Annotated in this window: 24 protein-coding genes and 3 tRNA genes; 19 read left to right on the top strand and 8 right to left on the bottom strand. The window is 73.7% G+C overall.

The window, feature by feature from the left end; genetic code table 11:
- Window positions 1-59: 59 nt before the first annotated feature.
- The 3 genes from IF43_RS0118810 to IF43_RS0118800 form a co-directional block, all read right to left on the bottom strand.
- Window positions 60-719, bottom strand: coding sequence for a response regulator transcription factor (locus tag IF43_RS0118810; RefSeq protein WP_030201708.1), 660 nt, complete (start codon window positions 717-719; stop codon window positions 60-62).
- Between the two features lie 230 nt (window positions 720-949).
- Window positions 950-2,194, bottom strand: a complete 1,245-nt coding sequence (locus IF43_RS38150; RefSeq protein WP_051795628.1) for a sensor histidine kinase — start codon at window positions 2,192-2,194, stop codon at window positions 950-952.
- A 235-nt stretch (window positions 2,195-2,429) separates the two neighbouring features.
- On the bottom strand, window positions 2,430-3,602 hold the full coding sequence (locus IF43_RS0118800; protein WP_030201702.1) for a sensor histidine kinase: 1,173 nt from the start codon (window positions 3,600-3,602) through the stop codon (window positions 2,430-2,432).
- Window positions 3,603-3,749: 147 nt separating this feature from the next.
- On the opposite strand from IF43_RS0118800, the gene IF43_RS0118795 reads away from it, so the two are divergent.
- The 12 genes from IF43_RS0118795 (at window position 3,750) to IF43_RS0118740 (ending at window position 15,201) form a co-directional block, all read left to right on the top strand.
- Window positions 3,750-4,157 carry an NADH-quinone oxidoreductase subunit A gene (locus IF43_RS0118795; protein WP_030201698.1) on the top strand — a complete coding sequence of 136 codons (408 nt, stop codon included), beginning with the start codon at window positions 3,750-3,752 and terminating at the stop codon, window positions 4,155-4,157.
- Complete coding sequence (locus IF43_RS0118790) at window positions 4,148-4,828, top strand: NADH-quinone oxidoreductase subunit B (RefSeq protein WP_030201696.1); 681 nt, start codon at window positions 4,148-4,150, stop codon at window positions 4,826-4,828. The genes IF43_RS0118795 and IF43_RS0118790 overlap by 10 nt, the downstream gene beginning before the upstream one ends.
- Entirely contained in the window at window positions 4,825-6,084 is a 1,260-nt protein-coding gene (locus tag IF43_RS0118785; RefSeq protein WP_030201691.1) for an NADH-quinone oxidoreductase subunit C, read from the top strand. Before IF43_RS0118790 ends, IF43_RS0118785 begins: the two co-directional genes overlap by 4 nt.
- Complete coding sequence (locus IF43_RS0118780) at window positions 6,081-7,040, top strand: complex I subunit 1 family protein (protein ID WP_030201688.1); 960 nt, start codon at window positions 6,081-6,083, stop codon at window positions 7,038-7,040. Before IF43_RS0118785 ends, IF43_RS0118780 begins: the two co-directional genes overlap by 4 nt.
- A 128-nt stretch (window positions 7,041-7,168) precedes the next feature.
- The gene (locus tag IF43_RS0118775) at window positions 7,169-7,687 is read left to right on the top strand and encodes a 4Fe-4S binding protein (RefSeq protein WP_051795626.1); all 519 of its coding nucleotides are present in this window, start codon (window positions 7,169-7,171) and stop codon (window positions 7,685-7,687) included.
- A complete protein-coding gene (locus IF43_RS0118770; RefSeq protein WP_030201684.1) occupies window positions 7,684-8,298 on the top strand; it encodes an NADH-quinone oxidoreductase subunit J in 615 nt (204 codons plus the stop codon). Before IF43_RS0118775 ends, IF43_RS0118770 begins: the two co-directional genes overlap by 4 nt.
- A complete protein-coding gene (gene nuoK / locus IF43_RS0118765; RefSeq protein ID WP_030201682.1) occupies window positions 8,298-8,675 on the top strand; it encodes an NADH-quinone oxidoreductase subunit NuoK in 378 nt (125 codons plus the stop codon). Before IF43_RS0118770 ends, nuoK begins: the two co-directional genes overlap by 1 nt.
- Window positions 8,672-10,693, top strand: coding sequence for an NADH-quinone oxidoreductase subunit L (locus tag IF43_RS0118760; protein WP_030201680.1), 2,022 nt, complete (start codon window positions 8,672-8,674; stop codon window positions 10,691-10,693). The genes nuoK and IF43_RS0118760 overlap by 4 nt, the downstream gene beginning before the upstream one ends.
- Before the next feature lie 14 nt (window positions 10,694-10,707).
- Complete coding sequence (locus IF43_RS0118755; protein ID WP_078910278.1) at window positions 10,708-12,291, top strand: NuoM family protein; 1,584 nt, start codon at window positions 10,708-10,710, stop codon at window positions 12,289-12,291.
- Window positions 12,288-13,796: an NADH-quinone oxidoreductase subunit N gene (locus IF43_RS0118750; RefSeq protein ID WP_030201674.1), complete on the top strand. Its 1,509-nt coding sequence runs from the start codon at window positions 12,288-12,290 to the stop codon at window positions 13,794-13,796. The genes IF43_RS0118755 and IF43_RS0118750 overlap by 4 nt, the downstream gene beginning before the upstream one ends.
- 152 nt (window positions 13,797-13,948) lie before the next feature.
- On the top strand, window positions 13,949-14,812 hold the full coding sequence (htpX, locus tag IF43_RS0118745; RefSeq protein ID WP_030201671.1) for a zinc metalloprotease HtpX: 864 nt from the start codon (window positions 13,949-13,951) through the stop codon (window positions 14,810-14,812).
- Complete coding sequence (locus IF43_RS0118740; RefSeq protein ID WP_030201668.1) at window positions 14,809-15,201, top strand: YccF domain-containing protein; 393 nt, start codon at window positions 14,809-14,811, stop codon at window positions 15,199-15,201. The genes htpX and IF43_RS0118740 overlap by 4 nt, the downstream gene beginning before the upstream one ends.
- 267 nt (window positions 15,202-15,468) lie before the next feature.
- On the opposite strand, the gene IF43_RS0118735 is transcribed toward IF43_RS0118740, so the two are convergent.
- The 3 genes from IF43_RS0118735 to IF43_RS0118725 all read right to left on the bottom strand — a co-directional run bounded on the left by IF43_RS0118735 (window position 15,469) and on the right by IF43_RS0118725 (window position 18,948).
- Complete coding sequence (locus IF43_RS0118735; protein WP_267884792.1) at window positions 15,469-16,701, bottom strand: APC family permease; 1,233 nt, start codon at window positions 16,699-16,701, stop codon at window positions 15,469-15,471.
- 40 nt (window positions 16,702-16,741) lie between these two features.
- Window positions 16,742-18,259 carry a SulP family inorganic anion transporter gene (locus IF43_RS0118730; RefSeq protein WP_078910277.1) on the bottom strand — a complete coding sequence of 506 codons (1,518 nt, stop codon included), beginning with the start codon at window positions 18,257-18,259 and terminating at the stop codon, window positions 16,742-16,744.
- 200 nt (window positions 18,260-18,459) lie between these two features.
- On the bottom strand, window positions 18,460-18,948 hold the full coding sequence (locus tag IF43_RS0118725) for a YajQ family cyclic di-GMP-binding protein (protein WP_030201661.1): 489 nt from the start codon (window positions 18,946-18,948) through the stop codon (window positions 18,460-18,462).
- 201 nt (window positions 18,949-19,149) lie between these two features.
- Here IF43_RS0118725 and IF43_RS0118720 point away from each other — a divergent pair.
- A tRNA-Tyr gene (locus IF43_RS0118720) sits at window positions 19,150-19,231 on the top strand.
- Window positions 19,232-19,441: 210 nt separating this feature from the next.
- The gene (locus tag IF43_RS0118715) at window positions 19,442-19,888 is read left to right on the top strand and encodes a DUF3574 domain-containing protein (RefSeq protein WP_030201656.1); all 447 of its coding nucleotides are present in this window, start codon (window positions 19,442-19,444) and stop codon (window positions 19,886-19,888) included.
- Between the two features lie 29 nt (window positions 19,889-19,917).
- Here IF43_RS0118715 and IF43_RS0118710 read toward each other — a convergent pair whose 3' ends face one another.
- Both IF43_RS0118710 and IF43_RS0118705 read right to left on the bottom strand, forming a co-directional pair.
- Window positions 19,918-20,574, bottom strand: a complete 657-nt coding sequence (locus IF43_RS0118710; protein ID WP_030201652.1) for an SDR family oxidoreductase — start codon at window positions 20,572-20,574, stop codon at window positions 19,918-19,920.
- Between the two features lie 33 nt (window positions 20,575-20,607).
- Entirely contained in the window at window positions 20,608-21,897 is a 1,290-nt protein-coding gene (locus IF43_RS0118705; protein ID WP_030201648.1) for an amidohydrolase family protein, read from the bottom strand.
- Window positions 21,898-22,168: 271 nt separating this feature from the next.
- Between IF43_RS0118705 and IF43_RS0118700 the strand changes: the two genes are divergently transcribed.
- The 5 genes from IF43_RS0118700 (at window position 22,169) to IF43_RS0118680 (ending at window position 23,600) form a co-directional block, all read left to right on the top strand.
- Window positions 22,169-22,241 (top strand) — tRNA-Thr (locus tag IF43_RS0118700).
- A gap of 48 nt (window positions 22,242-22,289) precedes the next feature.
- Window positions 22,290-22,362 (top strand) — tRNA-Met (locus IF43_RS0118695).
- Window positions 22,363-22,450: 88 nt separating this feature from the next.
- Complete coding sequence (gene rpmG / locus IF43_RS0118690) at window positions 22,451-22,615, top strand: 50S ribosomal protein L33 (protein WP_007265873.1); 165 nt, start codon at window positions 22,451-22,453, stop codon at window positions 22,613-22,615.
- A 102-nt stretch (window positions 22,616-22,717) separates the two neighbouring features.
- Window positions 22,718-23,170 carry a MaoC family dehydratase N-terminal domain-containing protein gene (locus IF43_RS0118685; protein WP_030201646.1) on the top strand — a complete coding sequence of 151 codons (453 nt, stop codon included), beginning with the start codon at window positions 22,718-22,720 and terminating at the stop codon, window positions 23,168-23,170.
- A 1-nt stretch (window position 23,171) separates the two neighbouring features.
- Window positions 23,172-23,600 carry a MaoC family dehydratase gene (locus IF43_RS0118680; protein ID WP_030201643.1) on the top strand — a complete coding sequence of 143 codons (429 nt, stop codon included), beginning with the start codon at window positions 23,172-23,174 and terminating at the stop codon, window positions 23,598-23,600.
- Window positions 23,601-23,767 lie beyond the last annotated feature (167 nt).

The following is a 23,767-nucleotide window of genomic DNA, read 5'->3' as shown; positions in this document are numbered from 1 at the left end:
GGACGCCTGGCCTACGGCGTGTGTTCCGGCTCTCGACTGCCTGACAGAGTGTCAGGCAGTCATGAATTCAGATAGGTGAGGACGGCGAGCACCCTGCGGTGATCCCCGTCACTGGGTGACAGCCCGAGCTTCATGAAGATGTTGCTGACGTGCTTCTCCACCGCCCCGTCGCTGACGACCAGCTGTCGGGCGACGGCCGAGTTCGTCCGGCCCTCCGCCATCAGGCCCAGCACCTCGCGCTCGCGGGGCGTCAGGCCCGCCAGCACGTCCTGCTTGCGGCTGCGGCCCAGCAACTGGGCGACCACCTCGGGGTCGAGCGCCGTGCCGCCCCGGGCGACCCGGACCACGGCGTCGGTGAACTCCCGTACCTCGGCTACCCGGTCCTTGAGCAGGTAGCCCACACCCGTGCTGGATCCGGCCAGCAGCTCGGTGGCGTACCGCTCCTCGACGTACTGCGACAGCACGAGGACGCCGAGATCGGGATAGGCGGCACGCAGCCGCACCGCGGCCCGGACGCCCTCGTCGGTGTGGGTAGGCGGCATCCGTACGTCGGCCACCACCACGTCCGGCAGGGACCCCTCGGCGGCGAGGTCCGCCATCGTCTTGACCAGCGCGTCGGCATCACCGACGCCGGCTATCACCTCGTGGCCCCGGTCGGTCAGCAGCCGCGTCAGCCCCTCCCGCAGCAGCACCGAATCCTCGGCGATGACCACCCGCACCTTGTCCTGCTCCACTACAGCAGCTCCCCGCTCGGCTCTTCGGCTCGTTCCGGCGTGTCCGGTACAGCCAAGCATGCCGTTCCAGGGGCTCGGTTGAGGCCAGGCTCAGCCTTCGGGTCCGCGGCGGTGGAGGCCTGCCGCGGATGCCGCCGTCACCCGGGCCGGGGGAGGCCCGCCGTCACCCGCGCCAGGGGAGTTCCGCCGTCACCCGCGCCAGGGGAGTTCCGCCGTCACCCGCGCCAGGGGAGTTCCGCGGTCACCCGCGTGCCCCCGCCGACCGGGGACCGTACGTCGAGGACGCCGTCGACCGCGCCGATCCGGCCGGCCAGCCCCGCCAGCCCGGTGCCCGCGCCCGGGACCCCGCCCGCCTCCGGGGCCGGGTCCGCCGCGGCCCCGCCCCGGCCGTCGTCCGTGACCTGCACCATCAGCCGGTCGCCGGCCCGCCAGACGTCCACGCCCGCGGACCGGGCCCCGGCGTGCCGGCTGACGTTCTCCAGCAGCTCCACCACGGTGACGTACGCCAGGCCCTCGATCGCCGGGGCCGGCCGGCCCGGCAGGTCCACCCGCACCGTGACCGGGACGGCGCACCGCGCGGCCACCGCCGACAGGGCCGCGTCCAGGCCCCGGTCGGTCAGCACCGCGGGGTGGATGCCCCGGGCCAGGTCGCGCAGCTCCCGCAGGGCGGTCTTCACCTCGCCGTGCGCCTCGTCGACCAGGCGGGCGGCGGCCTGCGGGTCCCGCGCGAGCGCGTCCTTGGCCAGGCCCAGGTCCATGGCCAGGTTCACCAGCCGGGCCTGGGCCCCGTCGTGCAGCTCCCGCTCGATGCGCCGCAGGTCGGCGGCGGCGGTGTCGGCCGCCGCCCCGCGGTCCGACTCCAGCTCGGTGACGCGGGTGACCAGCCGGGACGGCCCGAGCAGGCCCGCGACCAGCACCCGGTCCACGGTCGTCAGGGCGCGCAGCACCCAGGGGGTCACGAGGACGACGAGGACGCCGACGAGGCAGGTGACGGTGATGCGGTACGGGGTGTCGAGGTAGAAGCCGTCGCCGGGGCCGTCGTCGTACAGCTGCAGGCCGGGCTGGTCGGTGAAGGTCGGGAGGACCCAGTGCCAGGCGGGGTAGAGGGCCGTCGCCCAGCCGTACGTCATGAAGGTGATCGCCACGACGAAGGAGAACACCGCCCACGGGAAGTGCACGATCATGTACAGCGCGTGCCGCCAGTTGGCGCCGCTCTTGAGCATCGCGCCCATCCAGGCCGTCGCGCCCCGCCGACGCCGGAGGGCCGGCTCCGGCGCCGCCACCTCCAGGCCGAGCAGCAGCCGGGCGCGGGTGCGCTCCAGGGTCCCGAAGCCGCGGCACACGCCGAGCGCGACGGCCAGGACCGGCACGCCGACGAAGGTGACGAGCAGGCCGGCCCCGACCGAGAGCATGGCCACCGTCAAGGAGAAGTACAGCGCCGCGAGCGGGAACCCGGTCATCAGATGCCCGAACTCGCGCCAGGTCCGCCCCGCGAACGGCGCTCCCAGCACCCCGCCCCGCCGCCCCGCGAACGGCGTCCCCGGCACCCCGCCGAGCCGCTCCCCGATCGCCATGTCCCACTCCCGTCCCGGTCCGGTCAGTACCCCTCCACCCTCCCGTCGGGCCGCCCCCGGAACCATCCGGTCCGTCGGCCTCCCGAACGGGGGGTTATCCCCACCCCGTACGACCCCGGGGTCACCCCCGGTCCCGCCACGGCAACTCCGCCGTCACCGTCGTCCCGCCCCCCTCGGGCGAGGTCACCACGAAGACCCCGTCCACCGCGGACAGCCGCTCCGCCAGCCCCGCCATCCCCGTCCCGTGCCCGGGGTCCGCCCCGCCGACCCCGTCGTCCGCCACCCGCAGCAGCAGCCGGCGTCCGTCCCGCCACACCTCCACGCTCGCCGCCGTGGCGCGCGCGTGCTTGCTGACGTTCTGCAGCAGCTCGGAGACCGTGAAGTACGCGATCCCCTCGATGGCCTCCGCCGGGCGGCCCGGCAGGTCCACGGACACCTTCACCGGCACCGTGCAGCGGGCAGCCACCGACGACAGGGCCGCGTCCAGGCCCCGGTCGGTCAGCACCGCGGGGTGGATGCCCCTGGCCAGGTCCCGCAGCTCCTGGAGGGCCAGCTTCACCTCGCCGTGCGCCTCGTCGACCATCGCCGCCGCCGTGTCGGGGTCCTCCAGCAGCTTCTCCTTGGCGAGCCCGAGCCCCATCGCCAGGTTCACCAGGCGCGCCTGGGCCCCGTCGTGCAGGTCCCGCTCGATGCGCCGCAGGTCGGCGGCCGCCGTGTCGACCACGACCCCGCGCCCCGACTCCAGCTCGGCGATCCGCCGCTCCAGCTCGTCGGAGGGCGCGAGCAGCCCCCGGACCATCGCGCGGTCCGCGTTCGCCAGCAGCCGGGCGATGTACGGCAGCACCGGCCAGAGGACGAACAGCCCGGTCAGTGCGATGGTGAAGGTGAGGACGCCCCACGGGAGCCGGATCGCGCAGTACAGCACCGCGCGCCAGCCCACGGGATCCTTCAGACTTGTCCACAACCAGGGGAAGAAGCCCCCGCGGGTGGGGATCGCCGACGGCTCGTCCACGTGCGTGCCGAGCAGCAGCCGCGCCCGCACCCGCTCCGCCCGGCCGAGCGCCCGCATCCCGAGCAGCCCGGCGGCGAGCAGGGGAAGTCCTACGGCGGTCACGGCGAGGCCGCCGGAGACCGAAACCATGAACACCGTGTAAACAAAGCCGATCAACGCCATCGGCAGGTTCGCCAGCAGATGTCCGATTTCCCGCCACGTCACCGCGTCGAAGGCGGGCCGGACGGACGGGAGCGGACGGTCGCCGCTGGTCGCGAGTGGGTCCGAGCTGCTCGTACTCATGACCGACAGCCTGCCCAATCGGGTGCGGCCCGTGCCATGGGGTGGCCGGGTGTCGGTGAACGGGGGATAACCCCACCCCGCTTTTAGCAGGGCCTAGACTCCCGTGCGTAACAGATCGTCGACAGTGGCCGAGAACGAGGAGCGGACGTGCCCGAACGGACGGTGGCGGCCGTGACCGTAACCGCGGCCGACTATTTCGAGAGCTATTCGGTCGTCGGACTGCTCGCGCTCATCGGCGTGCTCTTCGTCGCCGTGGCCTTCGGCGCCGGACGCCTGCTGCGCCCCGTCGTGCCCACGCCCGAGAAGCTCCTGACGTACGAGTGCGGCGTCGACCCGGTGGGCGAGGGCTGGGCGCACACCCAGGTCCGCTACTACGTGTACGCGTTCCTCTACGTGATCTTCGCGGTCGACTCGATCTTCCTCTTCCCCTGGGCGACGGTCTTCGCCGCCCCCGGCTACGGGGCCACCACCCTGGTCGAGATGTTCATCTTCCTGGGCTTCCTCGCCGTCGGCCTGCTGTACGCATACAAGAAGGGCGTCCTCGAATGGACGTGACCAGCCAGAGCCAGAACGCGGGCGCCGCCCCGGACGCCGGAGCCGCCGCCCCGCAGCTGCTGCCGGAGCCCAGGCGGCTGGGCGCACTCGCCCGGCTGGCGCCGGAGCCGATGAAGGTCGTCCTCAACTGGGGACGCCGCTACAGCCTCTGGGTCTTCAACTTCGGCCTGGCCTGCTGCGCGATCGAGTTCATCGCCGCGTCCATGGCGCGGCACGACTTCATCCGGCTGGGCGTGATCCCCTTCGCGCCCGGTCCGCGCCAGGCCGACCTGATGATCGTCTCGGGCACCGTCACGGACAAGATGGCCCCGGCCGTGAAGCGGCTCTACGAGCAGATGCCGGAGCCGAAGTACGTCATCTCCTTCGGTGCCTGCTCCAACTGCGGCGGGCCCTACTGGGACTCGTACTCCGTCACCAAGGGCGTGGACCAGATCATCCCGGTCGACGTCTACGTGCCCGGCTGCCCGCCGCGTCCGGAGGCGCTGCTCCAGGGCATCCTCAAGCTCCAGGAGAAGATCGCCCGGGAGTCGCTCGAGGAGCGCTACGGTGCGGTCCGCCCCTCGGTCACCGAGCTGACCAGCGGTCTGGTCACGGCCCCCGCGGCGAAGCCCGGCACCCCCGCGACGCCGCCCGGCACCGCCGCCGGCGAGGACCAGGGGGAGGGCCGGTGACGCACCCCTACGACCTGCTGCCCGAGGCCGTCACCGACCTCTTCGGCGCCGAGGCCACCGCCGAGGCGGCGTACGACCTGCTCACCGTCGACGTGCCCACCGCGTCGTGGATCTCCGCGCTGGAGACCGCCCGCGACAAGCTCGGCTGCACCTATTTCGACTGGCTGAGCGCGGTCGACGAGCCCGGCACCGGTTTCCGCGTCGCCGCCCACGTCGTGGCCCTGGAGGCCGGACGGGTACGGCGCCTGCTGCTGCGCACCACCGTCCCGCACGAGGCGGCCGCGCTGCCCTCGGCCGTCGCGGTGTACGCGGGCGCCGCCTGGCACGAGCGCGAGACGTACGAGATGTTCGGCGTCACCTTCACCGACCACCCGCACCTGGTGCCGCTGCTGCTCCCCGAGAACTTCGAGGGCCACCCGCTGCGCAAGGACTTCGTCCTCGCCGCCCGGGTCGCCAAGGCCTGGCCGGGAGCGAAGGAGCCGGGCGAGGGCGCGGCCGACCACGCCGGCCCCAAGCGCCGCACCATGCTGCCGCCCGGCGTGCCCGACCCGAACGACTGGGGCCCGATGAAGGGCCAGCTGCCGCCGGCACCCACCCGCCCGGCCCGCACCCCGCGGGCCGCCGGCGAGGCTCCGGCCCGGCGCGCCCGTACGGCCGCGGCCGGCTCCGCGAGCCAGCCGGCGACCGAGGGCGCGGAGGCCCCGGTCCGACCGGTCCGCCGGGCCCGTACGGCGGCCCAGGGCTCGGCCAGCCAGGCGGCCGAGGCCACCGCCGGACCCGAGGTCACTCCCGGCCCCGGTACCCCGGCCGGACCCGCGGCCCCGGCAGCTCCCGAGGCCACCGCCGGGCCCGCCGCGGCCGCGGGACCCGCCGGACCCGAAGCGGCCGCGGCCGGCGAGGGCCCGTCCCGGCCGGCACGCCCGCCGCGGCGCAGCCGCAGCGCGGCCGACGGCTCCGCGAGCCAGGCCGCGGCGGAGACCGCCGGAACGGACACCCCCGGAACGGACACCCCCGCCGCCCCGCCGGTCCGCAGTTCGGACGCCCCCTGGCACAACCCGCGCCCGGCGTTCGACGATGCGGCCCAGGCCCCCGCCCCGCAGCCCGGGGCGGAGCGGCCCGAGCCTGAGCCGAAGCCCGAGCCCGAGGCCGGGCCGGAGCCCGAGCCCGAGGCCGCGCCGGAGCCCGCCGCCGGGCCGGAGCCCGAGCCGCGGAAGCCCACCACCGACCCTGACAACGACACCGGAGGCGACGCGTGAACGACGTCCTCGACGTCGCGCTGCGACTGATCGTCGTCTTCGCCGTCTTCCTCGTGCTCCCGCTCGTGATCGGGCAGACCGAGCACAAGGTGATGGCCCACATGCAGGGCCGCCTCGGCCCCATGTACGCCGGCGGCTTCCACGGCTGGGCCCAGCTCGTCGCCGACGGCGTGAAGTTCGCGCAGAAGGAGGACGTGGTCCCGGCCGGCGCCGACCGCCGCATCTTCCAGCTCGCCCCCGCCGTCGCGCTGCTGCCGTACCTGCTCGTGCTCGTCGCGATCCCGGTCGGCCCGCACGAGGGCGCGGTCGGCCAGGTCCTCGACGCGGGCCTGTTCTTCGTGCTCGCCGTCATGGGCGTGGGCGTGCTCGGCAGCCTCATGGCCGGCTGGGCGTCCGCCAACAAGTTCTCCCTGCTCGGCGGTCTGCGCACGGCCGCCCAGCTGCTCGCCTACGAGCTGCCGATGCTGCTGGCCGCCGCCTCCGTGGCGATGGCCGCCGGCACGGTCTCGCTGCCCGGCATCGTCAACGCCTTCGAGTGGTGGTGGCTGCCCTGGCAGATCGTCGGCGCCCTGGTGTTCTTCACCGCGGGCCTCGCCGAGCTCCAGCGCCCGCCGTTCGACATGCCGGTGGCCGACTCCGAGATCATCTTCGGCGCGTACACCGAGTACACGGGTCTGCGGTTCGCCCTGTTCCTCCTCGCCGAGTACGCCGGCATCGTCGTGCTCTGCGCGCTGACCACGGTCCTCTTCCTCGGCGGCTGGCACGGCCCGTTCGTCGACGGCTGGGCCTGGACCCTGCTGAAGACCGCGCTCCTCGCGTTCGCCGTCATCTGGCTCCGGGTCACCTACCCGCGCCTGCGCGAGGACCAGCTCCAGAAGCTGTCCTGGACCGTACTCATCCCGCTCGCGCTCGCCCAGATCGCGCTCACCGGCATCGTGAAGGTGGCGATCCAGTAATGCCCGACCCGTCGCCCCGCCCGTCGGACGCCGCCGCGCCCGACCACCGCCACCCGGCCGTGCCCGTGCCCAAGAAGTCCTTCCCCGGCGCCGGCCTGGCCAAGGGCCTAGCGGTCACCCTGCGCACGATGACCAAGCGCTCCCACACTGCGCAGTACCCGGAGGTCCAGCCCGTGCTGCCCCCGCGCACCCGCGGGGTCATCGGGCTGTTCGAGGAGAACTGCACCGTGTGCATGCTCTGCGCGCGCGAGTGCCCGGACTGGTGCATCTACATCGACTCCCACAAGGAGACGGTCCCGGCCGCCGCCCCCGGCGGACGCGAGCGCAGCCGCAACGTCCTCGACCGGTTCGCGATCGACTTCTCCCTCTGCATGTACTGCGGCATCTGCATCGAGGTGTGCCCCTTCGACGCCCTGTTCTGGTCGCCGGAGTTCGAGTACGCCGAGACGGACATCCGCGAACTCACGCACGAGCGCGACAAGCTGCGCGACTGGATGTGGACCGTGCCGGCGCCCCCGGCGCTCGACGAACGTGCCGAGGAGCCCAAGGAGCTCGCCGCCGCCCGCAAGGCCGCGGAGAAGGCCGAGGCCGCGGCCCAGGCCGCCGCGGCCCCCCGACCGCCCGCCACCCCGGAGGGAGACGCGTGACCCTCGCAGCCGCCGCTCTGGCCGCAGCCGGGAGCCACCCCGGATTCCTCTCGCCCTCCGGCGTCGAGATCGCCTTCCTGCTCGTCGGCATCGCCACCTTCGGCGCCGCCCTCGTCACCGTCACGACCAAGCAGCTCGTGCACGCCGCGCTCTGGCTCGTCGTCGCGCTGGGCGGGGTCGCCGTCGAATACCTGCTGCTGACCGCCGAGTTCATCGCCTGGGTCCAGGTCCTGATCTACGTCGGCTCGGTCGTCGTCCTCCTCCTCTTCGGCCTGATGCTCACCAAGGCCCCCATCGGCCCCTCCCCGGACGCCGATTCGGGCAACCGGTGGGCCGCGCTCGCCGTCGCCACCGCCGCCGCGGGCGCCCTCGTCTGGGTGGTCGTCGACGCCTTCCGCACCACGTGGATCGACCTCGACGGGCCCGTCCAGGGCTCGACGAAGGTGTCCGGCGAGATCCTCTTCCGCCACTGGGTGCTGCCCTTCGAAGCGCTGTCCGTGCTTCTGCTGGCCGCCCTGATCGGGGCCATCGTGCTGTCCCGCAAGGCGGCCCCCGGCGAGGAGGCCACCACCCCGGCCCCTGCCCCGACCGACGGTAAGGAGCAGGGCTGATGCACCTCGCCTACCCCGCCGTGCTCGCGGCGCTCCTCTTCTGCACGGGCCTGTACGGCGTACTGGCCCGCCGCAACGCCATCCTCGTGCTGATGTCCGTCGAGCTCATGCTCAACGCCGTCAACCTCAACCTGGTCGCCTTCGACGTGTGGCTGCGCGACCAGCTGCACGCGGGCCAGGCCCTGACCCTCTTCACCATCGCCGTCGCCGCGGCCGAGATCGGCATCGGCATGGCCATCGTGCTGATGGTGTACCGCAACCGCGGCACCGCCGACATCGACCGGCTGCGCGACAACGCCGAGCGCCCGACCGACGCCGACGGGCCCGCCCCGACCCCCGCCGCCAGCGCGGAGAGCGCGACCGGAGCCGCCGCGTGACCACCACGACCCTCGCCGCCCTCGTCCCGGCCCTCCCGTTCGCGGGCGCGGTCGGCGGACTGCTCCTCGGCCGCAAGGCCCCCGGGTTCGTCCGGCCGCTCGCCGTGCTCCCCGCCCTCGCCGCGGCGGTCCTCGCCGTGGTCGTGGCGGTGCAGCAGGGCGGCGGCCCGCCCGTCACCGCCGCGACCGAACTGACCCCGACCGGCTCGGTCCCCGTCTACCTGGCCCTCTACCTGGACGGCTTCGCCGCCCTCGTCGCGGTCCTCGTCGGCGTCGTCGCCACCTGCGTCCAGCTGTACTCGACCGCGTACCTGCGCGAGGACCCGCGCTACCCGTCGTACGCCGCCCTGGTCTCCCTCTTCACCTCCGCCATGCTGCTCGTCGTCTACTCCGGCGACCTGATGGTGCTGCTGGTGGGCTGGGAAGTCATGGGCATCTGCTCGTACTTCCTGGTCGGCCACTACTGGGAGACCGAGGCCGCCCGGTCCGCCTCCCTCAAGGCCTTCCTCGTCACCAAGCTCGGCGACGTGCCGTTCCTCTTCGGCCTGTTCGCGCTCGCCGTCGACGCCGGCTCCTTCCAGATCCCCAAGATCCTCGGCGCCGTGGCCTCCGGCGGGCTGGACCACCCGACCCTGATCGCCCTCCTGCTCCTGGCGGGCGTCGCGGGCAAGTCGGCCCAGTTCCCGCTGCACACCTGGCTCCCCGACGCCATGGCCGGCCCGACCCCCGTCTCGGCCCTCATCCACGCCGCGACCATGGTCGCGGCCGGCGTCTACTTCATCGCCCGCCTGCTGCCGGTCTTCACGGCCTCCGCCGCGGCACTGGTCGTCATGGCGGTCATGGCGGCCGTCACCATGATCGGCTCGGGCCTCGCCGCCCTCGCCCAGGACGACATCAAGCGCGTCCTCGCCTACTCCACCGTCGGCCAGCTCGGCTACATGGTCGGAGCCCTGGCCGTCGCCGACCGCGGTGCCGCGGTCTTCCACCTGATGTCCCACGGCGCCTTCAAGGCGCTCCTCTTCCTCGGCGCCGGCGTGATCATCCACGCGGCGGGCACGAACTCCCTGTCCGCCATGGCCGACATGAGCGGACTGGCCAAGCGGATCCCGGACGCCTTCTGGACGATGACGGTCGCGCTCCTCGCGCTCGCCGCCGTCCCGCCGTTCGCCGGCTTCTTCTCCAAGGAGGCCGTCCTGGTCGCCGCCGAGGACGCCGCGGCCGGGCACTCCGCCCTCGCCCCGGCCGGCGCCGGCTGGACCGTCCTGGTCGCCGGCGTCCTCACCGCCCTGCTGACCGCCGCCTACGCCACCCGGCTGTGGCTCATGGCCTTCCGGGGCCGCGGCGCCGCCGCCCCCGACCACGGCAAGGAGCCGCTCGCCATGACCGGCGTGCTGTGGCTCCTCGCGATCCCGTCGATCGCCTTCGGCGCCGTCGCCCCCTGGCTCGACGACTGGTTCGACTCCCACGAGCTGACCCCGACCGTCCTGACGTCCGTGCTCGGAACCGGCGCCGCCGTCGTCGGCGGGGTGCTCTCCTACGCCCTGTGGCAGCGCGCCTCCGCCACCGCGGCCCGCCGCGCGGCCGCCGCCGTCACCCCGGCCGCGGGCGGCGCCGAACCCGCCTCCGAGGCCGCGGCCGAGTCCGCCGCCCAGGCCCCCGAGGTCGCCGAGGTCACGCACGACCACCCGGTCGTCCCCGCCGCCCCCGCGCCGGACCCGGGCCGGGCGCTGCTGGGCCCGCTGCACCCGCACGCCGCGGCCGGCTTCCACCTCGACGCCGTCTACCGCGCCGTGTTCGTACGCCCCGTGCTGGCCGCCGCCGGCCTGGTCCGCTTCCTCGACCGCGAGGTCGTGGACACGTACGTGCGCGCCGCCGGCGCCGCGCCCCGGCTGCTCGGCAGCCTCGTCCGCCGCGCCCAGACCGGCAACGTGCAGACCTACCTGAGCGCGCTGCTCGGCGGCTCCGTGGTGCTGGCGGTCGCCGTCGCCGTCCTTGCCAACGTCAACGCCGGATCGTGAGCCGTGAGTCAGTCGTGATCGATATCAGCGCATCCGTGATGCAGTTCCTCCTGGCGTTCGTCGTGGCCGTCCCCCTGATCGGCGCGGCCGCCGCCCTGCTGCCGGCCCCGCCCGGTCTGCGGGGCCGGAGCCCCGAACAGGCCGTCCTGCGGCACGGCGTCACCGTCACCGGCGCGGTCCTGGCCGCCGCCGCGGTCCTCGCCCTCGGCTTCGACCACGACGCCCCCTCGACCATGCAGGCCACCACCGACATCAGCTGGATCCCGGCGCTCGACGTCCGGATCCACCTCGGGGTCGACGGCATCTCCCTGCCCCTCGTGGTGATGACCGCGCTGCTGTTCTTCCTCAGCGCGCTCTACTCGTACTTCAAGATGCCCGCGGGGCCCTCCCCGAAGGCCTTCGTCGCGCTCCTGCTCGTCCTGGAGTTCGGCACCCTGGCGACCTTCGCCGTCCTCGACCTGCTGCTGTTCTTCCTGGCGTTCGAGACGGTGCTCATCCCGATGTACTTCCTCATCGCCCGCTGGGGCGGCGTCCAGCGGCAGGCCGCCGCCTGGAAGTTCATCCTCTACACGCTTCTCGGTTCAGTGGTCATGCTGCTGGGCCTCCTGCTCATCGGGCTGAACAGCGGCACGTTCGACATGGTGGCACTGGCCGCTGACAACGGCCGCGGACTGAGCCACACCGTCCAGCTGCTGGCCGTCCTCAGCATCGGCATCGGACTCGCCGTCAAGACCCCGATGTGGCCGCTGCACAGCTGGCTGCCCGAGGCCCACACCGCCGCCCCCACCGTCGGCTCCGTGCTGCTGGCCGGCGTCCTGCTGAAGATGGGCACCTACGGGTTCGTGCGGATCCTGCTGCCGATGGCCCCCGGCGGCATGCACACCTTCGCCCCGTACCTCGCCGGCTTCGCCGTGGTCGGCATCATCTACGGCTCCCTCGCGTGCCTCGCGCTGGCGAGGAACGGCGCCAAGGGCGACCTCAAGCGCCTCATCGCCTACTCGTCCGTCGGCCACATGGGCTTCGTCCTGCTCGGCATCGCCACCCTGACCCCCACCGGCGTCAACGGCGCGCTGTTCGCGAACATCGCCCACGGCCTGATCACCGGCCTCCTCTTCTTCCTGGTCGGCGCCCTCAAGGACCGCTACGGCACCAGCGACCTCGACACCCTCGCCGGCGCCACCGGCGCCGCCCTCTACGGCCGCGCCCCGCGCCTGGGCGCCCTGCTCGCGTTCGGCGCCGTCGCCTCCCTCGGCCTGCCCGGCCTGGCCGGGTTCTGGGGCGAGATGCTCGCCCTGTTCGGCGCCTTCGACCCGGCCGAGGGCCTGAACCGGGCCGCGTACCTCACCTTCATGGCCATCGGCGGCCTCGGCACCCTGCTGACCGCCGCGTACCTGCTGGTCGTCGTCCGCCGCGTCTGCATGGGCGACCCGAAGGCGCACGCCGAGCCCGCCGTGGTGCTCGCGGACGTCCAGTCGTACGAGTTCGCCGCCTGGACCCCGCTCGTCGCCCTCACCGTCCTCGCCGGGCTCTGGCCCGCCGTCCTCCTCGGCCTCACCGACCCGGCCGTCCAGAAGCTCCTCGCAGGAGGCAACGCATGACGAGCCTCGTCCAGAACGTCGACTGGGTCGCCGTCGCCCCGCCGACCATCGCGGCCGCCGTCGGCCTCGTGGTGCTGGTCGCGGACCTGTTCGTACCCGAGCGGCACAAGGCCGTCCTCGGCTGGACCTCCGTCGCCGGCCTCGCCGCCGCGACCCTGGCCCTGATCCCGCTGCGCTCGGCCGACCGCCACACCTTCTGCCTCACCGGCGACCCCGGCGCGTGCAGCTACACGGTCGACGGGTTCACGCTGGTCATCCAGTTCCTGGTCCTCGCGGGCGCCCTGCTGACCGCCCTGCTCTCCCTGACCGCGGTCAAGGAGACGAGGCTGCCCGCGGGCGAGTACTGGTTCCTGCTGCTGTCCTCCGCCGCCGGCGCCGCGCTGCTGCCCGCCGCCCGTGACCTGGCCACCCTGATCGTGGCCCTGGAGGTCGCCTCGCTGCCCGCGTTCGCCCTCGTCGGCATGCGGCGCGGCGACCGGCTCTCCTCGGAGGCCGCGCTCAAGTTCTTCCTGTCCTCCGTGGCCGCCACCGCCGTCTCCCTGATGGGCGTGAGCTTCGTCTACGCCGTCACCGGCTCCCTGCACCTGACGCAGGTGGCGGAGCGGCTGGAGCACGTGCCCGGGCAGCTCGACACCCTCGCCGTGGCGGGCGTCGCGCTCACCCTCGTCGGCTTCGCCTTCAAGACGGCCGCGGTGCCCTTCCACTTCTGGGTGCCCGACACCTACGTCGGCGCCCCCCTGCCCATCGCCGCGTACCTCTCGGTGATCGGCAAGGCCGTCGGCTTCACCGGCCTCATCCTCGTCACGGTGATCGGCTTCCCGGCGTACTCCGACATCTGGGGCCCGGCGCTGGCCGTGCTCGCCGCCCTCACGATGACCATCGGCAACGCCGCCGCCCTCCGGCAGTCCCCGGACCGCGCCCACAGCGCCGTCCGCCTGCTCGCCTGGTCCTCCGTCGGCCAGGCCGGGTACCTGCTCGTGCCGATCGCCGCCGCCGCGTACACCGAGCGCGACGAGATCGGCTCCACGGTCGCGTACGCCCTGATGTACGCCGCCGTGAACCTCGGCGCCTTCGCCGTCGCCGCCCTCGTCGGCCGCACCAGCCCGCAGCACCGGATCAGCGACTACCGCGGCCTCTACCACCGCCGCCCCGCGGCAGCCCTGGCGATGGCCTTCTTCCTGCTCTGCCTGGCCGGCCTGCCGCCGGGCGTCATCGGCCTCTTCGCCAAGGTCACGGTCTTCCAGTCCGCGGTGGACGCCGGCCTGGGCTGGCTCGCCGTGGTCATGGCCGTGAACGTCGTGATCGCCCTCTACTACTACCTTCAGTGGACGGCGCTCCTCTTCCGCGCGCCGGAGCCCGCGCAGGACGGCGCCCCCGCGCCCGTACGGGCCGCCGTACCGGCCCCCGTCACGCTGGCGATCGCGGTGACCGGCGTGCTCGCGGTGGTCCTGTCCGGGGCCCCGCAACTGGTGCTGCGGTACGCCACCACCGGCCTGTTCCAGTAGCGGCTCACCCGTACGGAGCAACGGCCCCGCCGGTCGCCCCCGGCGGCGGCCGGGAACCCGGTCTCCCCGCCTGGCGTTGACCAGGAAGGGAGGGTCCACTGGACCGTAGACCCCTGCCGGGTCTCCCTGCCGCACCACTTGGAGGGCGTACCGTGCACCGCCGGCACAACGGGCTGAAGACCGCCGTACTCCTCGGCGGGCTGTCCGCGATCATCATCGTCATCGGCAGCTTCTTCGGACGGGTCGGCCTGATCGTCGCCCTCCTGGTCGCGCTGGGGACGAACGCCTACGCGTACTGGAACAGCGACAAGCTGGCCCTGCGCGCGATGCGCGCCCGCCCGGTGAGCGAGTTCGAGGCCCCCGCCCTCTACCGCATGGTCCGCGAGCTCTCCACGGCCGCCCGCCAGCCGATGCCCCGCCTGTACATCTCGCCCACCGAGGCGCCGAACGCCTTCGCCACCGGCCGCAACCCGCGCAACGCCGCGGTCTGCTGCACCGAGGGGATCCTGCGCATCCTCGACGAGCGCGAGCTGCGCGGGGTCATCGGCCACGAGCTCAGCCACGTCTACAACCGGGACATCCTCATCTCCTCGGTCGCGGGCGCCCTCGCCTCGGTGGTCATGTTCCTGGTCAACTTCGCCTGGCTGATCCCCGTCGGCCGCTCCGACGACGACGAGGGCCCGGGCCTCGTCGGCATGCTGCTGATCATGCTGCTCGGCCCGATCGCCGCCTCGATCATCCAGCTGGCCGTCAGCCGCTCCCGGGAGTACGAGGCGGACGCCTCCGGCGCCCAGCTCACCGGCGACCCGCTCGCCCTCGCCGGCGCCCTGCGCAAGCTGGACGCCGGCACCAAGCAGCTCCCGCTGCCGCCCGAGCCCCGCCTGGAGACCGCGAGCCACATGATGATCGCGAACCCCTTCCGGCCCGGCCAGGGCCTCTCGAAGCTCTTCTCCACCCACCCGCCCATGGCCGAGCGCATCGCCCGGCTCGAACAGATGGCAGGACGGACGCAGTGAAGACGATCCTCAACATCATCTGGCTGGTCCTGAGCGGCTTCTGGCTGTTCCTGGGCTACTGCCTCGCGGGCCTGATCCTCTGCATCACCATCATCGGCATCCCCTTCGGCATCGCGGCCTTCCGCATCGCGCTCTACGCCCTGTGGCCCTTCGGGTACACCACGGTCGAACGACACGACGCCGGCGCCGGATCGGCCATCGGCAACGTGCTGTGGCTGGTGCTGGCGGGCTGGTGGCTGGCCATCGGCCACATCGTCACGGGCCTCGCGCTGTGCATCACCATCATCGGGATTCCGTTCGGCATCGCGAACTTCAAGATGATCCCGATCTCCCTGCTCCCCCTGGGCCGGGAAATCGTCCGCACGGACGCCCCGTTCGCCTCCCACTGACCCCGTCCCCGCGACCCCGGCCCCCCGGCACAACTCGATCCCGCCCGGCACGACTCAATCCCGCCCGGCACAACTCAAGCCCGCCCGGCGTTTGAGGGCGACTCAGCCTGCCCGGCGTTTGAGGGCAACGGGGTCCGGGGCGGAGTCCCGGGAAACGGTGAAAGGGCGGGTAGGGGACCAGCCCCGCAGGGCAACGGCCCGCACCCCGGCTCAAAGGAACCCGCACCCGCCGCCCCGGCAGCCGCACCCGCACCCCGCCCACCCACCTCACCCCCCGCCGACGAACCGCTTCCGCACCCCGAACACCCCCGCCCCCACCCCGAGCACAAGCCCACCCAGCAGCACGGCCTCGCTCGGCAGCGCGAACGCCAGCAGCACGCACCCGCACAGCCCCACCCCCGTCACGACCCGCCCCCACACCCCCGGACCGAGCGTCCACGCGGAAGCGTTCGCGATCGCGTAGTAGGCCAGCACTCCGAAGGACGAGAAACCGATCGCACCGCGCACGTCCACGGTCGCCGCCAGCACCGCCACCACCGCACCGACCGCGAGCTCCGCGTGGTGCGGGACGCCGAACCGCGGGTGCACGGCGGCCAGTCCCCGCGGCAGGTGCCCGTCGCGGGCCATCGCCAGCGTCGTCCGCGACACGCCGAGGATCAGGGCGAGCAGGGAGCCCGTGGCGGCCAGCGCCGCCCCCGCGCGCACCACCGGCACCAGGCCCGGATACCCGGCCGCCCGTACCGCGTCCGCCAGCGGGGCCGTCGCCGCGGCCAGCCCGTCCGCGCCCAGGACGGACAGCACCGCCACCGCCACGGCCGCGTACACCGCCAGCGCGACGCCCAGCGCCAGCATGACGGCCCGCGGGACGGTCCGCCGCGGGTCGCGCACCTCCTCGCCCAGGGTGGCGATGCGCGCGTACCCCGCGAAGGCGAAGAACAGCAGGCCCGCGGCCTGGAGGACGCCGCTCGGGCTCCAGCCGCCCCCGGCCAGCCGCGCGGCGTCCGCCCGCCCGGACGTCAGGCACGCCACCACGACCCCGGCCAGCACGGCCAGGACGGCCGCCACGATCACCCGCGTGACCAGCGCGGACTTCTGCACACCCCGGTAGTTCACGGCGGTCAGCGCCACCACGGCGGCCACCGCCACCGCGTGCGCGTGCCCGGGCCAGACGTACGCCCCGACCGTCAGCGCCATCGCCCCGCACGAGGCGGTCTTGCCGACCACGAAGGCCCAGCCGGCCAGGTAGCCCCAGAACGGTCCCAGTCGTTCGCGTCCGTACACGTACGTGCCGCCGGACGCCGGGTAGCGCACGGCCAGCCGGGCCGAGGAGTCCGCGTTGCAGTACGCCACGACCGCCGCCAGCCCGAGCGCCGGCAGCAGCCCCGCGCCCGCCGCCCGGGCCGCCGGCCCGAGCGCCGCGAAGATGCCCGCGCCGACCATCGACCCGAGCCCGATCACGACCGCGTCGGACACGCCCAGCGTCCGTTTCAGTTCCGCCACGGGGCGCGACCCTATCGGCCCCCCGGCCGGCTTTCCCGCCCTACCCCAGCTCCTCAGCCCTCTCCCCGACCGGCTCCCGCGCCCCCCGCACGCCTCCCGCCGTCCCCTCCCGCTGTCGCTGCCACCCCTCCAGCGCGGTCAGGCACGCATGGTCCAGGTGCCGGAGTCCGCCGAGGTCCAGGCGTACGGGTCGATCGGCGGGCAGCGCCTCCAGTGCGTCCAGCAGCTTCGGCAGCCGCAGGAAGGTCGCGTTGCCCAGCACCCGCACCCACAGCACCCCGCCCTCCGGGCCCTCCGAGCCCTCCCACCGCGTCTCCACATGCACGTGCGACGTCTCCCAGGCCGACTTCGCCACCGCCAGCCCCAGCCCCACGAGCACGCCCTCGAACAGGTTGGTCGCCACGACCGCCCCCGCGGTGACCACCAGGACCACGGCCTCCCCCCGGTGCTCGGCCCACAGCGTCCGGACCGCCCGGCCCGGCAGGAGCTTCCACCCCGCGTAGAGCAGCACCCCGGCCAGTGACGCCAGCGGCACCACCGACAGCGACGCCGGCACCAGGACCGCGAACAGCAGCAGCCAGACCCCGTGCAGCACCCGGGAGGCGCGGGTCCGGGCCCCCGCCTCCACGTTCGCCGCGCTCCGCACGATCACCGCCGTCATCGGCAGCGCCCCCAGGAGCCCGCAGACCGTGTTGCCGGCCCCCTGGGCGATCAGTTCGCGGTCGTAGTCCGTGCGGGGGCCCTCGTGCAGGCGGTCCACGGCGGCCGCGCTGAAGAGGGTCTCCGCCGACGCGATCAGCGCCAGCGCGAGGACGGTCGCCAGCGCCCCGGGGGACCACAGGGCGGCCACCTCCCCGGCCCAGGGCGGGGACACGGCTGCGAGCACCCCGGCGACCTCGACCCGGGCCACGGGAAGCTCCAGCAGCCGGCTCGCGGACGTGGCCAGGGCGACCCCCGCGAGCGCCCCGGGCACCGCGCCGGCCGGTCCGGGCAGCCGGCGCCACAGCACCATCACGGCGATCGTCCCCGCCCCGAGGGCCACCGCGGCCAGGTCGGCCTCGACGCCCAGCCGGCCCAGACCGGCCACCTTGGCGAGGGTGTGGCCCGGGGCCCGCGCGTCCCCCAGGGCGTACAACTGGCTCGCGATCAGCACCAGCCCGATGCCGGCGAGCATCCCCTGCACGACGGCCACCGAGATCGCCCGGAACCACCGCCCCAGCCGGAGGGCGCCCATCACGAGCTGGAGCAGCCCCGCGGCGCACACCAGGGCCCCGAGCGCCCCCACGCCGTACGTGCGAACGGCCTCGAAGACGAGCACCGTGAGGCCCGCGGCGGGCCCGCTGACCTGGAGCGAGCTACCGGGCAGGAAGCCGGTCACGAGGCCGCCGACCACGCCGGTGATCAGCCCGAGTTCGGCGGGCACGCCCGAGGCGACGGCGATGCCGACGCACAGCGGGAGCGCGACGAGCGCCACGACGACCGAGGCGCCGACATCGGCCCGCAGCGTGGCGGGCACGGAAGGGACCCAGGAAGCACCGGAAGTGCCGGGCCAAGGCATGGGAAAGCCCCCTGTCCACGAGGTGACGTGACGTACGTCACTCAGCGTGGTGGGCGCACGGGCCCGGCCCCAAGGGGCCACAGGGGGCTGTCGCGGAGCACACGCCGCACGCGCGCGGCGCACGGCCGCCCCGCGCCCTCCGCGTCAGCGGTCGTTCACGGCGTCAGCAGTGGTCCGCGGCTCAGCAGCGGTCCACGGCGTCAGCGGTAGTTCACGAACTGGATGGCGAAGTCGAGGTCCTTGCCCTTGAGGAGCTGCTGGACGGCCTGCAGGTCGTCGCGGCTCTTGGAGCTGACGCGCAGCTCCTCGCCCTGGACCTGCGCCTTGACGCCCTTGGGGCCCTCGTCGCGGATGATCTTGGCGACCTTCTTGGCGTTCTCCTGGGAGATGCCCTCCTGGATGGACGCGAAGATCTTGTACTCCTTGCCGGAGAGCTGCGGCTCGCCGGCGTCGAGCGCCTTGAGGGAGATCTGGCGCTTGACCAGCTTGGTCTCGAACACGTCGAGGACCGCCTTGACGCGCTCCTCGGAGTTCGCCTCCATGAGGATCTTGTCGCCGGACCAGGAGATCGAGGCGCCGGTGCCCTTGAAGTCGTAACGCTGCGAGAGTTCCTTGGCGGCCTGGTTGAGGGCGTTGTCGACCTCCTGCCGCTCGACCTTCGAGACGATGTCGAAACTGGAGTCGGCCATGCTCTGTGGCTCCTTGAAGTCGCTGGGGGGATGCTCGGGGGCGGGGACCGGTGCCCGGCCGGACCGCTTCGCAAAGCCTAGCCACCGGGGCCGCCGTACGCGCTGCTCAATCCAGGTGGCGGAGCACCCCTGAGCATCGGGTATTGTTTACGTCGTTGCCAGGGAGCACCGCGGAAACGCGGCTCCGAGGCGACATCCCATGGCGGTGTGCCCGAGTGGCCAATGGGAACGGACTGTAAATCCGTCGGCTCTGCCTACCCAGGTTCGAATCCTGGCGCCGCCACACGAGTGAGGCCCCCGTCCACTGCGGAAACGCAGCGGACGGGGGCCTTCTCGCATGTCGCGGGACGCCTCAGAAGTCCGGTCCGCCGTCCGCCGTCCGGCCCTCCGGTCCGTCCGCCGGCCCCGGTCAGCGGGCGACGGGGGCGTCACCGGTTCCGGGCATTGCGCGGGCGGCGCGCATCCCCGGGGGCGGCCGTCTCGTTGGCCCCGCATGACGCGATTCAGCAAGGGCCGGGCCCTGGCCGTGGGCGGTGCGCTGGTGGGCGCGCTGGTGGCGGGCGGCCCCGCCGCGTACGGGGCGCTGGCGGGCGAGGACACCGGGCGCGGGCAGGCGTACGTCGAGACGCACCTGTACTTCGGCACCCAGCGCTCGGACGGCGGGCCCGCCGTGACGGACCCGCAGTTCATGGACTTCATGGACCGGCGGGTCACCCCGGCCTTCCCCGAGGGCCTCACGCTCCAGCAGGGCCGCGGCCAGTGGCGCAACGCGCACGGGGTCATCGAGCGCGAGCGCAGCTACGAGCTGCTCCTGCTGTACCCGGCCGCCGAGGCGAAGGTCCGGGACCAGCGCATCGAGGCCATCAGGGAGGCGTACCAGCGCGAGTACGCGCAGGAGTCCGTCGGCCGCGCCGACGACCGCACCCGCGTGGACTTCTGACGCCGCGTCCATACGGACGCGACGGGTCGTCAGTTCCCGGCGACGGCCTTCACCGCGACCCCGGCCGGGGTCGAGCCCGACACCAGTTCCAGGGTCAGTCCGGCCGTGGCCGGCGTCTCGACCAGCTCCGCCAGGACGGCCGCGACGTCGTCGCGGGGGACCGGCCCGCGGCCCGTGCGCGCCTCCAGCCGGACCAGCCCGGTGCCCGCGTCGTCCGTCAGCTGCCCGGGCCGCAGCACGGTCCACTCCAGGCCGAGCCGGGTCCGTACGTGGTCGTCGGCCGCGCCCTTGGCCCGCAGGTACACGTCGAACACCCCGTCACCCTCGTGGTGGGCGTCCGCGCCCATCGAGGAGACGATGACGAAGCGCCGCACGCGGGCCCGTTCGGCGGCGTCGGCGAAGAGCACCGCCGCCCCGTAGTCCACGGTGTCCTTGCGTGCGGTGCCGCTGCCCGGCCCGGCGCCCGCCGCGAACACCGCCGCGTCCGCCCCCTGCAGGACCGCGGCGACCTGCTCCAGCGAGGCCGACTCCAGGTCGCAGAGGACGGGTTCGGCCCCCGCCTCCCGCAGGTCGTTGCCCTGCGCCGGATCGCGGATGATGCCCGCGACCTCGTAGCCGCGCGCGGCGAGCAGGCGCTCCAGCCGCAGCGCGATCTGACCGTGTCCACCAGCGATGACGATGCGCATGTCCCGACCGTACGACGGCGCGCCCGGCACCGCTCAGGGACCGGGCTCCATCCGGCCCTGCCGGGGCAGGTCCAGCGCCACCGCGACGGCGGAGTCGCAGTACTCGCGCACCGCGCTCGTCCGGGCCACCACGCGCCCCCGGTGGATGACGATGCGGCTGTACGCCAGCGACAGCACCCCCGAGATGCGGTCCCCGCGCACGGCCAGCAGCTCGGCGGGGAATCCGGCCTCGACGCGTACCTCCGGCAGCCCGAGCGCGGCCCGCGCGGCCCCGCTGACGGCCTCGTACGCCTCCTTCGGGCGCAGCCCGCCCTGCGAGGCGAGCAGGTAGGCGGCCTCCAGGGGGTCGCCCCGCCCCACCGGGTTCGCCGCGTCCCGCAGCGCCCCGCTCCCGGCCGCGACCCGTACGCCCGCCGCGCGCAGCAGCCGTACCGGGGCGGCCCGCAGTCCGCGCCGCTCCAGTGCCGCGCAGTCGCCCTGCGGCAGGCACACCACGGTCACCCCGGCGGCCGCCAACTGCTCGGCCGCGCGCGTCGCGACGTCAAGCGGCAGCCGTGACAGGCCCCCGCAGGGCCCGATCGACACGCCGGAGCGCAGCCCGCCGGCCATGGCGGCGAGCCGGGCCAGCCGTGCCGGGTCGTCGCCGTCGGTGTGCAGGTCCACGGGGCAGCCGTGTTCGGCGGCGACCTCCAGCACCGCCTCGGTGTACCCGGCCGGGTCGGGGTCCAGGTCGGGGCAGCCGCCGACGACGGAGGCGCCCATCTTGACCGCGTCGCGCAGCATCGACAGTCCGTCCGCCCCCGCCACCCCGGTCAGCAGCCGGGGCACCGCCACGGCGGTCAGGTCGGTGAGGCCGCGCAGCGACCGGCGGGCCTGGAGCACGGCCTCCATGGGCGCGAGGCCGTGCACGTCGCCGATGCGCACGTGGGAGCGCACCGCCGTGGCCCCGTGGCCGAGCTGGAGCAGCGCGGACTCGGTGGCCCGGCGCTGGACCTCCTCGGTCGTGTACGAGGCCGGGCCCTCGCCGTCGGCGGTCAGCGCGGTGTCGCCGTGGGCGTGCGGCTCGGCGGGGGCGGGCAGCAGCAGGTAGCCGCCGAGGTCCACCCGGGACGAGGCGAGCGGGGGCGGCAGGCTGCCGGCGGTCCCGACCGCCTCGATGCGGCCGCCGCCGAGCCGGACGTCCACCGTCCGCCCGTCGGTGAGGCGGGCGCCGGACAGCAGGAGGGTGCCGAAGTCGGCGGAGGCGCCGGCCCCGCCGCTGCCCCCCGCGCCGCTGCCGCCGCGGGGGGAGTGGGGTGGCTGCTGCGGCTGGCTGTCGGGCATCGCGCTCCTGCGGGGGGCTCGGGCGGCTCCTGGACCGGTCGGAACCCCGGGGGCCACGGCCCAAGATCACGCAGCGTGTTCCGAGCCTAGGGGCCCGTACGGCGCGCTTCGAGGAAGGGCCGAATAGTCATACCGGTGTGGTGCCCCGGCGCGGAGGGGGCGGACGTGGCCCCCGGGAAGGCCCCGGAAGGGGGCCGAACGGGCCTCCCGGAGGCCCTGCGACAACGGATTTGGGCGATCGGCGGAAGGCCGTGTAATGTCTTCCCTGCTCGCCCCAATAGCTCAGTCGGTAGAGCGTCTCCATGGTAAGGAGAAGGTCTGCGGTTCGATTCCGCATTGGGGCTCTGGTGTGAAAGGTTCCCCACCCTCGGGTGGGGGGCGGATCACATCAAAGCGGTGTAGCTCAGTCGGTAGAGCAAGCGGCTCATAATCGCTGTGTCACCGGTTCAAGTCCGGTCACCGCTACACACAGTAGCCGATTGTGGGGTCGGTCTCCCGATCGGCTACTCTTTTATGCGTTCATCCGTCCATCCGTCCGTCAAGGAGCACTCACGTGGCTGCCACCGACGTCCGCCCGAAGATCACGCTGGCCTGCGTGGAGTGCAAGGAGCGGAACTACATCACCAAGAAGAACCGGCGCAACAACCCGGATCGCATGGAGATGAAGAAGCACTGCCCGCGCTGCAACTCGCACACCGCGCACCGCGAGACCCGCTGACACCAGCGAGTCTTCGGACAAAGGCTCTGTCATGAGGTCGTCCCCTTCACGGGGGGCGGCCTCGTGTCGTTTCCGCAGTTTTCTACCAGGAGGTAGTGAGCCATGGCGCTCGACCAGTCCTTCGTGGGGCGCACCTATCCGCCCACCGATCCCTACGAGGTCGGCCGGGAGAAGATCCGCGAATTCGCGGTGGCGGTCGGGGACGCCAACCCCGCGTACACGGATCCGGAGGCCGCCAAGGCGCTCGGGCACCAGGACGTGATCGCCCCGCCGACGTTCGTGTTCGCCATCACCTTCGCGGCGGCCGGACTGGTCGTCGAGGACCCGCAGCTGGGCCTGGACTACAGCCGCGTCGTGCACGGCGACCAGAAGTTCGCCTACAGCCGGCCGGTGCGGGCGGGCGACCGGCTCTCCGTCACCTCCACGATCGAGGCGATCAAGTCGATGGCGGGCAACGACATCCTGGACATCCGGGGCGAGGTGCACGACGAGACCGGCGAGCACGTCGTGACCGCGTGGACGAAGCTGGTCGCGCGCGCGGCCGAGGAGGCCTGAGATGACTGCGAAGATCGCGTACGCGGACGTCGAGGTCGGTACCGAGCTGCCCGCCCAGAGCTTCCCCGTGACCCGCGCCACCCTCGTGCGGTACGCGGGCGCCTCGGGCGACTTCAACCCGATCCACTGGAACGAGAAGTTCGCCAAGGAGGTCGGGCTGCCGGACGTCATCGCGCACGGCATGTTCACGATGGCCGAGGCGATCCGCGTCGTGACGGACTGGGCCGGCGACCCGGCCGCAGTGGTCGAGTACGGCGTGCGCTTCACGAAGCCGGTCGTCGTCCCGAACGACGACGAGGGTGCGCTGATCGAGGTCAGCGCCAAGGTGGCGGCCCTGCTGGACGACAACCGGGTGCGGGTGGACCTCACGGCCACCAGCGCCGGGCAGAAGGTGCTCGGCATGTCCCGCGCGGTGGTCCGGCTCGCCTGACCTCCGGCCCGGTCCGGCCCGCCTGACCTCCGGCCCGGTCCGGCTCGCCTGACCTCCGGCCCGGTCCGGCCCGCCCGGCCTCCGGCTCCTCGGCCCGCTCCCGTTTCCCCGGGTGCGGGCCGAAGTGCTGTCACGGGTCGGAAGCGGGGGAGTCCGGGAGCCGGGCC

Source organism: Streptomyces sp. NRRL S-87 (genome assembly GCF_000719335.1).
Lineage (GTDB): Bacteria > Actinomycetota > Actinomycetes > Streptomycetales > Streptomycetaceae > Streptomyces.
Note: the sequence above shows the minus strand (reverse complement) of the source record. Positions and strands in the feature narration are given on the sequence as shown.

What these genes read in the sequence shown, in the direction of transcription:
- IF43_RS0118790 (WP_030201696.1), top strand. Translation starts at nt 4,148, where the DNA reads ATGGACGTGACCAGCCAGAGCCAGAACGCGGGCGCCGCCCCGGACGCC.
- IF43_RS0118800 (WP_030201702.1), bottom strand. Translation starts at nt 3,602, where the DNA reads ATGAGTACGAGCAGCTCGGACCCACTCGCGACCAGCGGCGACCGTCCG.
- IF43_RS0118705 (WP_030201648.1), bottom strand. Translation starts at nt 21,897, where the DNA reads ATGCCCGACAGCCAGCCGCAGCAGCCACCCCACTCCCCCCGCGGCGGC.
- IF43_RS0118730 (WP_078910277.1), bottom strand. Translation starts at nt 18,259, where the DNA reads ATGCCTTGGCCCGGCACTTCCGGTGCTTCCTGGGTCCCTTCCGTGCCC.
- IF43_RS38150 (WP_051795628.1), bottom strand. Translation starts at nt 2,194, where the DNA reads ATGACCGGGTTCCCGCTCGCGGCGCTGTACTTCTCCTTGACGGTGGCC.
- IF43_RS0118775 (WP_051795626.1), top strand. Translation starts at nt 7,169, where the DNA reads ATGACCAAGCGCTCCCACACTGCGCAGTACCCGGAGGTCCAGCCCGTG.
- IF43_RS0118715 (WP_030201656.1), top strand. Translation starts at nt 19,442, where the DNA reads ATGACGCGATTCAGCAAGGGCCGGGCCCTGGCCGTGGGCGGTGCGCTG.
- IF43_RS0118685 (WP_030201646.1), top strand. Translation starts at nt 22,718, where the DNA reads ATGGCGCTCGACCAGTCCTTCGTGGGGCGCACCTATCCGCCCACCGAT.
- nuoK (WP_030201682.1), top strand. Translation starts at nt 8,298, where the DNA reads ATGCACCTCGCCTACCCCGCCGTGCTCGCGGCGCTCCTCTTCTGCACG.
- IF43_RS0118710 (WP_030201652.1), bottom strand. Translation starts at nt 20,574, where the DNA reads ATGCGCATCGTCATCGCTGGTGGACACGGTCAGATCGCGCTGCGGCTG.
- IF43_RS0118725 (WP_030201661.1), bottom strand. Translation starts at nt 18,948, where the DNA reads ATGGCCGACTCCAGTTTCGACATCGTCTCGAAGGTCGAGCGGCAGGAG.
- IF43_RS0118750 (WP_030201674.1), top strand. Translation starts at nt 12,288, where the DNA reads ATGACGAGCCTCGTCCAGAACGTCGACTGGGTCGCCGTCGCCCCGCCG.
- IF43_RS0118680 (WP_030201643.1), top strand. Translation starts at nt 23,172, where the DNA reads ATGACTGCGAAGATCGCGTACGCGGACGTCGAGGTCGGTACCGAGCTG.